4 protein-coding genes and 2 tRNA genes are annotated in these 5398 nt (G+C 72.5%); 3 read left to right on the top strand and 3 right to left on the bottom strand.

What is annotated here, in order from left to right; all coding sequences use genetic code 11:
- The coding region (locus EEJ42_RS34610; protein ID WP_123106121.1) for a PAS domain-containing protein at positions 1-2612 on the bottom strand (2612 nt) is incomplete at its 3' end.
- Between the two features lie 212 nt (positions 2613-2824).
- Positions 2825-3274 (bottom strand): SSI family serine proteinase inhibitor, encoded by a 450-nt coding sequence (locus EEJ42_RS34605; RefSeq protein WP_123106119.1) that lies wholly within the window; start codon positions 3272-3274, stop codon positions 2825-2827.
- A 218-nt stretch (positions 3275-3492) separates the two neighbouring features.
- On the opposite strand from EEJ42_RS34605, the gene EEJ42_RS34600 reads away from it, so the two are divergent.
- From EEJ42_RS34600 to EEJ42_RS34590, 3 genes are all read left to right on the top strand, one after another.
- Positions 3493-3583 (top strand) — tRNA-Ser (locus tag EEJ42_RS34600).
- 283 nt (positions 3584-3866) lie between these two features.
- Positions 3867-3939: transfer RNA gene (locus EEJ42_RS34595), tRNA-Arg, on the top strand.
- Positions 3940-4076: 137 nt separating this feature from the next.
- A complete protein-coding gene (locus tag EEJ42_RS34590) occupies positions 4077-4658 on the top strand; it encodes a class I SAM-dependent methyltransferase (protein ID WP_123106117.1) in 582 nt (193 codons plus the stop codon).
- Here EEJ42_RS34590 and EEJ42_RS34585 read toward each other — a convergent pair.
- Positions 4655-5224 carry a cysteine hydrolase family protein gene (locus EEJ42_RS34585; protein ID WP_123106115.1) on the bottom strand — a complete coding sequence of 190 codons (570 nt, stop codon included), beginning with the start codon at positions 5222-5224 and terminating at the stop codon, positions 4655-4657. The two genes, EEJ42_RS34590 and EEJ42_RS34585, sit on opposite strands and share 4 nt — an antisense overlap.
- Positions 5225-5398 lie beyond the last annotated feature (174 nt).

Genomic DNA, 5398 nt, shown 5'->3' with positions numbered 1-5398 from the left:
GGACCCAGCTCGGGCGGCAGCGCACCGGGCTGGGCCCGGTCGGCCGCCGCCGGTGGCAGCGCGAACGGGGACCGTGCCACGCCGGGTTCCCCCGCGGCCTGCGGCTGGGGCTGCGCCTGGCGTTGGGGCTGCGGCTGGGGCTGGCCCTGCTCCGGCACCGACCGGTTCGGCGCCTCGGACAGGGGACGCCGGGCGCGGCGGCGCCCGGTGGGCTGGCCCGCCTGCTCGCCCTCGGTGGAGTCCTGGGGAGCGTCGCCCCACGCGGGCTGCTGCTGTTCCGGGGTGCGGGCGGCGGGGAGCGCGGGCATGGCGGACTCGCCAGGACCGGCCGCGCCCGACCCGTTCCCGGCGGGCCCGTTCGCGTCGGCCGCCGCCGGAGGCAGGGCGAACGGGGAGCGGCCTCCGTTCTGGCCGCCCTGCTGGGCCTGGGCCGGATATGGACCCCCGGCCTCCTGGGCCGGGGAGCCGCGCCGCCGACCGCCCGCGGCCTGGGGCTGCGGCTGAGCGGCCATGCCCTGCGGCGGTACGACGCCCATCGCGGCGGGGCCGACCGGCTGCGGACCACGCTGATCGTGCGGACCCTGCTGACCGGCAGCAGTACCGGCACCGGCGCCCTGGCCGTCCGTACCGTCGCCCGCGACCGCCGACGGGGCCTCCTCGGGCGCCGGGCGCGCCCGGCGCCGCCCGGTCGGCCGCGGCTGGTCCTGCTGACCCGGCCCGTTCTGCTGCTGCGGATCGGTACCGGCTTCCGCGGGGAGCGCGGTGGATGCGGAACGGTTCTGCGCGCCGCTCGTGTCCGCCGCCGGGCTGCCGCCCTGTGGATCGCCGGAGCCGGGGGTGCCGTTCGCATCGCCGTCCGCGCCGCCACCGGACGTGCTCGTGGACGCGCCGGTTCCGCCGCCCGAGGTGCCCTGGCCCTGCGTGCCCTGCGTGCCCTGCATACCGTCCGCGCTCCCGGACACCGCCGGGGCGTCCGCCTTCGCGCGCTCCTGGTCCGCGGCCGCCGCCGAGATCGGCACCTCCAGGACATAGGCGTGCCCGCCCATGCCCGGCATCTCGTGCGTCTGGAGCACACCGCCGTGCCGGCGCACGATCCCGCGCACGATCGGCTCGTGCACCGGGTCGCCGCCCGCGTACGGCCCGCGGACCTCGAACCGTACGACGTTGCCGCGCTGCGCCGCCGCGACCACGATCGTCGAGTCCCCGGACGCGCCGCCCCCGCCCGAGGCCGTCTTGCCGGTCGAGTCGACCCCGGCCACGTCCGCGATCAGATGGGCGAGCGCCTGGGCCACCCGCTGCGGGTCGACTTCGGCCTCGATCGGCGGGGCGTGCACGGCGAACTGCGCGCGCCCCGGGCCGATCAGCTCGACCGCGCCCTCGACACCGGCCGCCACGACCTCGTCCATCGAGACCGCGCACCGGGCCAGCTGCTCGCCGTCCGCGTCGAGCCGCTGATAGCTCAGGACGTTGTCGACGAGGGTGGTCATCCGGGTGTACCCGGCGGCCAGGTGGTGCAGGATCTGGTTGGCCTCGGGCCACAGCTGCCCGGCCGGGTCGTCGGCCAGGACGCCGAGTTCGCTGCGCAGCTCCTGGAGCGGACCGCGCAGCGACTGGTCCAGCACCGCGAGCAGCTGGCCGTTGCGGGCGGCGAGCGCGTCCAGCCGCTCCGCGTACGTCTGCCGCTCCCGGTCGAGCTGCCCCTGGAGCTCCTCCATCGCCTTGGCGTGCTCGTCGCGGAGCTCCTCCAGCTCCTTGCCGTGCTGCGCCGTGAGGCTCTCCACCTCCTCGGCGTGCTTCGAGACGAGGGCTTCCTCGGCGCGCCGGTCGGTGAAGGTCATGACGGCGCCGACGAGTTGCTCGCCGTCCCGTACGGGCGCGGTCGTCAGGTCGACCGGTACCGCGCTCCCGTCCTTGGCCCACAGCACCTGGCCGCGCACCCGGTGCTTGCGGCCGGAGCGCAGGGTGTCGGCGAGCGGGGACTCCTCGTACGGGAAGGGGGAACCATCCGGGCGCGAGTGGTGTACAAGAGAGTGAAGTTCCTGACCGCCCAGGTCACTGGCCCGGAAACCGAGGATCTGCGCCGCGGCCGGGTTGACGAGGACCACCTTGCCCTCGGTGTCCACGCCGACCACGCCCTCCGCCGCCGCGCGCAGAATCATCTCGGTCTGGCGCTGCTGGCGGGCGAGTTCGGCCTCGGTGTCGAGCGTCCCGGTCAGGTCCCGGACGATGAGCATCAGCAGCTCGTCGCCCGTATAGCTGTACTGATCGGCGTACGGAGTCCGCCCGTCCTCCACGTTCGCGCTGGTCACCTCAACGGGGAACTGGGTCCCGTCGGTGCGCCGCGCGATCATCCGGGTCGGCTTGGTGCCGCTGGTCCGTTCCGCGTCCGCGGGCCTGCGCATCGACCCGGGGATCCGATTGGGATCGAAGGAGGGGAGGAGATCGAGCAGACCACGACCCACGAGTGCGGTGCCCGGCGTCTCGAAGGACTCCAGCGCGATGTGGTTGGCGTTGACGATCGTGCCGTTGCAGTTGACCAACAGCAGCGCGTCGGGAAGGGCGTCGAGTATCGCTGCGAGGCGAGCAGCGCCTCGGGATGGCCTGCTGCTCACGACGACGCTTCCTCCCTGACTTACCGCACCTTGCTGACACCCGCGGTCATTGTGCCGCCCGTCCGTGGAGTGTCTCAGGGGAGTCTACGGGCACCAAGGGCGGGCGCGGCGGTAGATGAGAGGGAGGTCGCAGCACGACGTGCGCGTCTCGGCGCACGCCCGGACAAACCTCTCGGCCCCCTCTGCCGCACACTCCCGGCCCAATCCCCAGGTCAGCTCCCAGGCAGACGCAAAACGATCGAGAAACGGTTCCACCGGGCGATTTCACACCCGTTCGTTCGCGTGAAGCGAGCATGGACGGGACGGCCCGCCCAGTGCCCCCGCACGGTCGCCGTGGCCTCCCCGCCGTACTGACCCGTGCACATCGCCCCGGGCGGCACCGGCGCGAACGGATCCCGGCCCCACTCGGTCTGCGCGTCCAGCTGGCGGCAGGCGGCCCGGGCCCGGGGGTGCGTCCCGCCGGTGGGGTGGCACGCCAGCACGTACCGCACGGTGTCGACGTGCCGGCCCGTCTCGCTCACCCTGATGACGAGACGGTCGGAACTCTCTCCGTCGTACGACATCGGCAGCGGCAGCGGCGTGGCCCCCGCGGGGCTCAGCGCGGCCACGGTGGCGGCGACAGCGGCGGCGGTGGTGACGGCGAGGCGATGCAGCAGGGGCATGTCAGTACTCCTGGTGTGATCGGACCGGGGCGCGCTGCCCCTGCCCCTGCTAACGCGCCTCCGCCGTGCGCGTTGCGCCGCCATATGGGCATTGCGCGCCCAAAGAGCTTTGCGGTCCTGCCCGCCTGCCGAGTACCGTAGGCCGCGATTGGTGACATCCCACTGGGCTGTGACATCATCTGCACACACCACATCGCGCTCGCGCGGCACGGTGTGCTGGAGGCTTCGCCTAGTCTGGTCTATGGCGCCGCACTGCTAATGCGGTTTGGGCCCTAAAGCCCATCGAGGGTTCAAATCCCTCAGCCTCCGCTTCTCGAGAGCCCCGGTCGATCGCGACCGGGGCTCTTGTGCGTACGCCCTCCGAGTGACGAACCCCCTCCGCAGCGTCACCCCGCCGAGGCACCCCGCCGACCCACCCCGCGCCGCGCTGCCCGGGTCTCCTCCCCTGTCGCCACGACGGGCCTCACGAGCCTCAAAACAGGTATTTGCCCAGGTCAGAGCGGGTGAGGGAAACGGATTTCGCGTGACGGCGCAGGTCATGTAATGTTGTCCCCGCAACGCCGACCGGCAAGAAAAACCGCCGGGAAGCCAAGCGCTCGTAGCTTAACGGATAGAGCACTTGACTACGGATCAAGAGGTTGCAGGTTCGAATCCTGCCGAGCGCGCAGCAGCTCAGAGGCCCCTTCCGAACATCGGAAGGGGCCTCTGGCGTATGTGCTGACGTCAACGGTGACGGCAACCGCCGCGGGGCGGGCCGCCGTCACTCTGGTGCCGGTGGCGGGGCCTGAGTAGGGTCCGCCGCATGGGAGTGAACTTCAACGATCACTACCATCCGCTGCTGCTGAAGCAGGTGCCGAACGGGGCGCGGACGGCGCTGGATGTCGGATGCGGGACGGGGCGGTTCGCGCGGCTGCTCGTGGGGCGGGGGCTGGACGTCGAGGGGGTGGACGCCGACGCGGGCGTCATCGCGGCGGCGCGGGGGGCCGGGGGCGGCCCCCGGTACCGGCAGGTCGATGTGCGCGATGCGCACCTTCCGGATGGCCACTACGGCTTCATCTCGTGCATCGCCAGCCTCCACCACATGCCGTTCGAGACGGTGCTGACGTTGCGGAGGGCCCTTGCGCCGGGCGGTGTACTGGCGGTGCTGGGGCTCTATCCGGTCAGGACGGTGACGGACTTCGTGTGGGCCCTCCCCGCGCGGTCCCTCCTCAAGGCCGACCGGCTGTTGAGCAGGCGCCGTGTTGCTCCAGCGGTGCAGGTCCCCATCGTCTGGCCGCCGCCGCTGTCCTACGCCGAAACGCGCGCCGAAGCCGCTCGCCTCCTGCCCGGTTCGACGGTGCGCCGTCTGCTGCTCTGGCGGTATCTGCTGGTGTACCGGGCTTAGGGGGTGAAGGCGAGGTCGGCGGCGCGGGCGATGATCTCGATCTCGTCGCCCAGCGCCCATTCGGCGACGCGCGACGCCATCGCCGCCGGTACGGCGTCGCTGATGTCCGCCGCCGCCGGGATGTCGTACGTCGCGTGGGCGTCGTGGGGCAGGACCACCCGGTAGCCCAGCTCCAGGGCCGTGCGCGCTGTCGCGCTGACGCACATCTCGGACATCACCCCGCACACGGCCAGGTCCCGTACGCCGCGCCCGGTGAGCAGATCGCCCAGTCCCGTCTCGTAGAAGCCGTCGTCGTCCGTCTTGCGGATCACGACCTCGCGGTGGCTTTCGCGGACCGGCAGGTGCAGTTCCCAGCCCGGGGTCTTCGGTTCGTCGGGCGCGCCCGCGGGGCCGTCGTTCTGGAGGTGGACGATGAGCGAGCCACCGGCGCGTGCCCGGGCGATCAGGTCGGTGACCCGGTCGAGGAGCCGGGGTGCCTCGGGAACCGCGTCGGGGCCCGCGACGAAGGCGGACTGGACGTCGACCACGATCAGGGCCTGGGCGGGCGGCACGGGGTGTGGGGTCATGGAGGGATTGTTCCGGACGGTCCCGCGACCAGGGCAGGGGCGGGGCGTTAGCGATGCGTTAGTGGCGTGCCACTGCGGTGTTAACAGGGCACTAGCTGTGTTGTCCGAAGAGGTTGGTGATGCGGCTGGCTGGGGTGTGGCCGCTGATTCCGGTGTGGGGTCGGTGGTAGTTGT

This window comes from Streptomyces botrytidirepellens (assembly GCF_003721215.1).
GTDB lineage: Bacteria > Actinomycetota > Actinomycetes > Streptomycetales > Streptomycetaceae > Streptomyces > Streptomyces himastatinicus.
The sequence above is the reverse complement of the archived record's forward strand: the minus strand, read 5'-3'. Positions and strand labels throughout refer to the sequence as shown.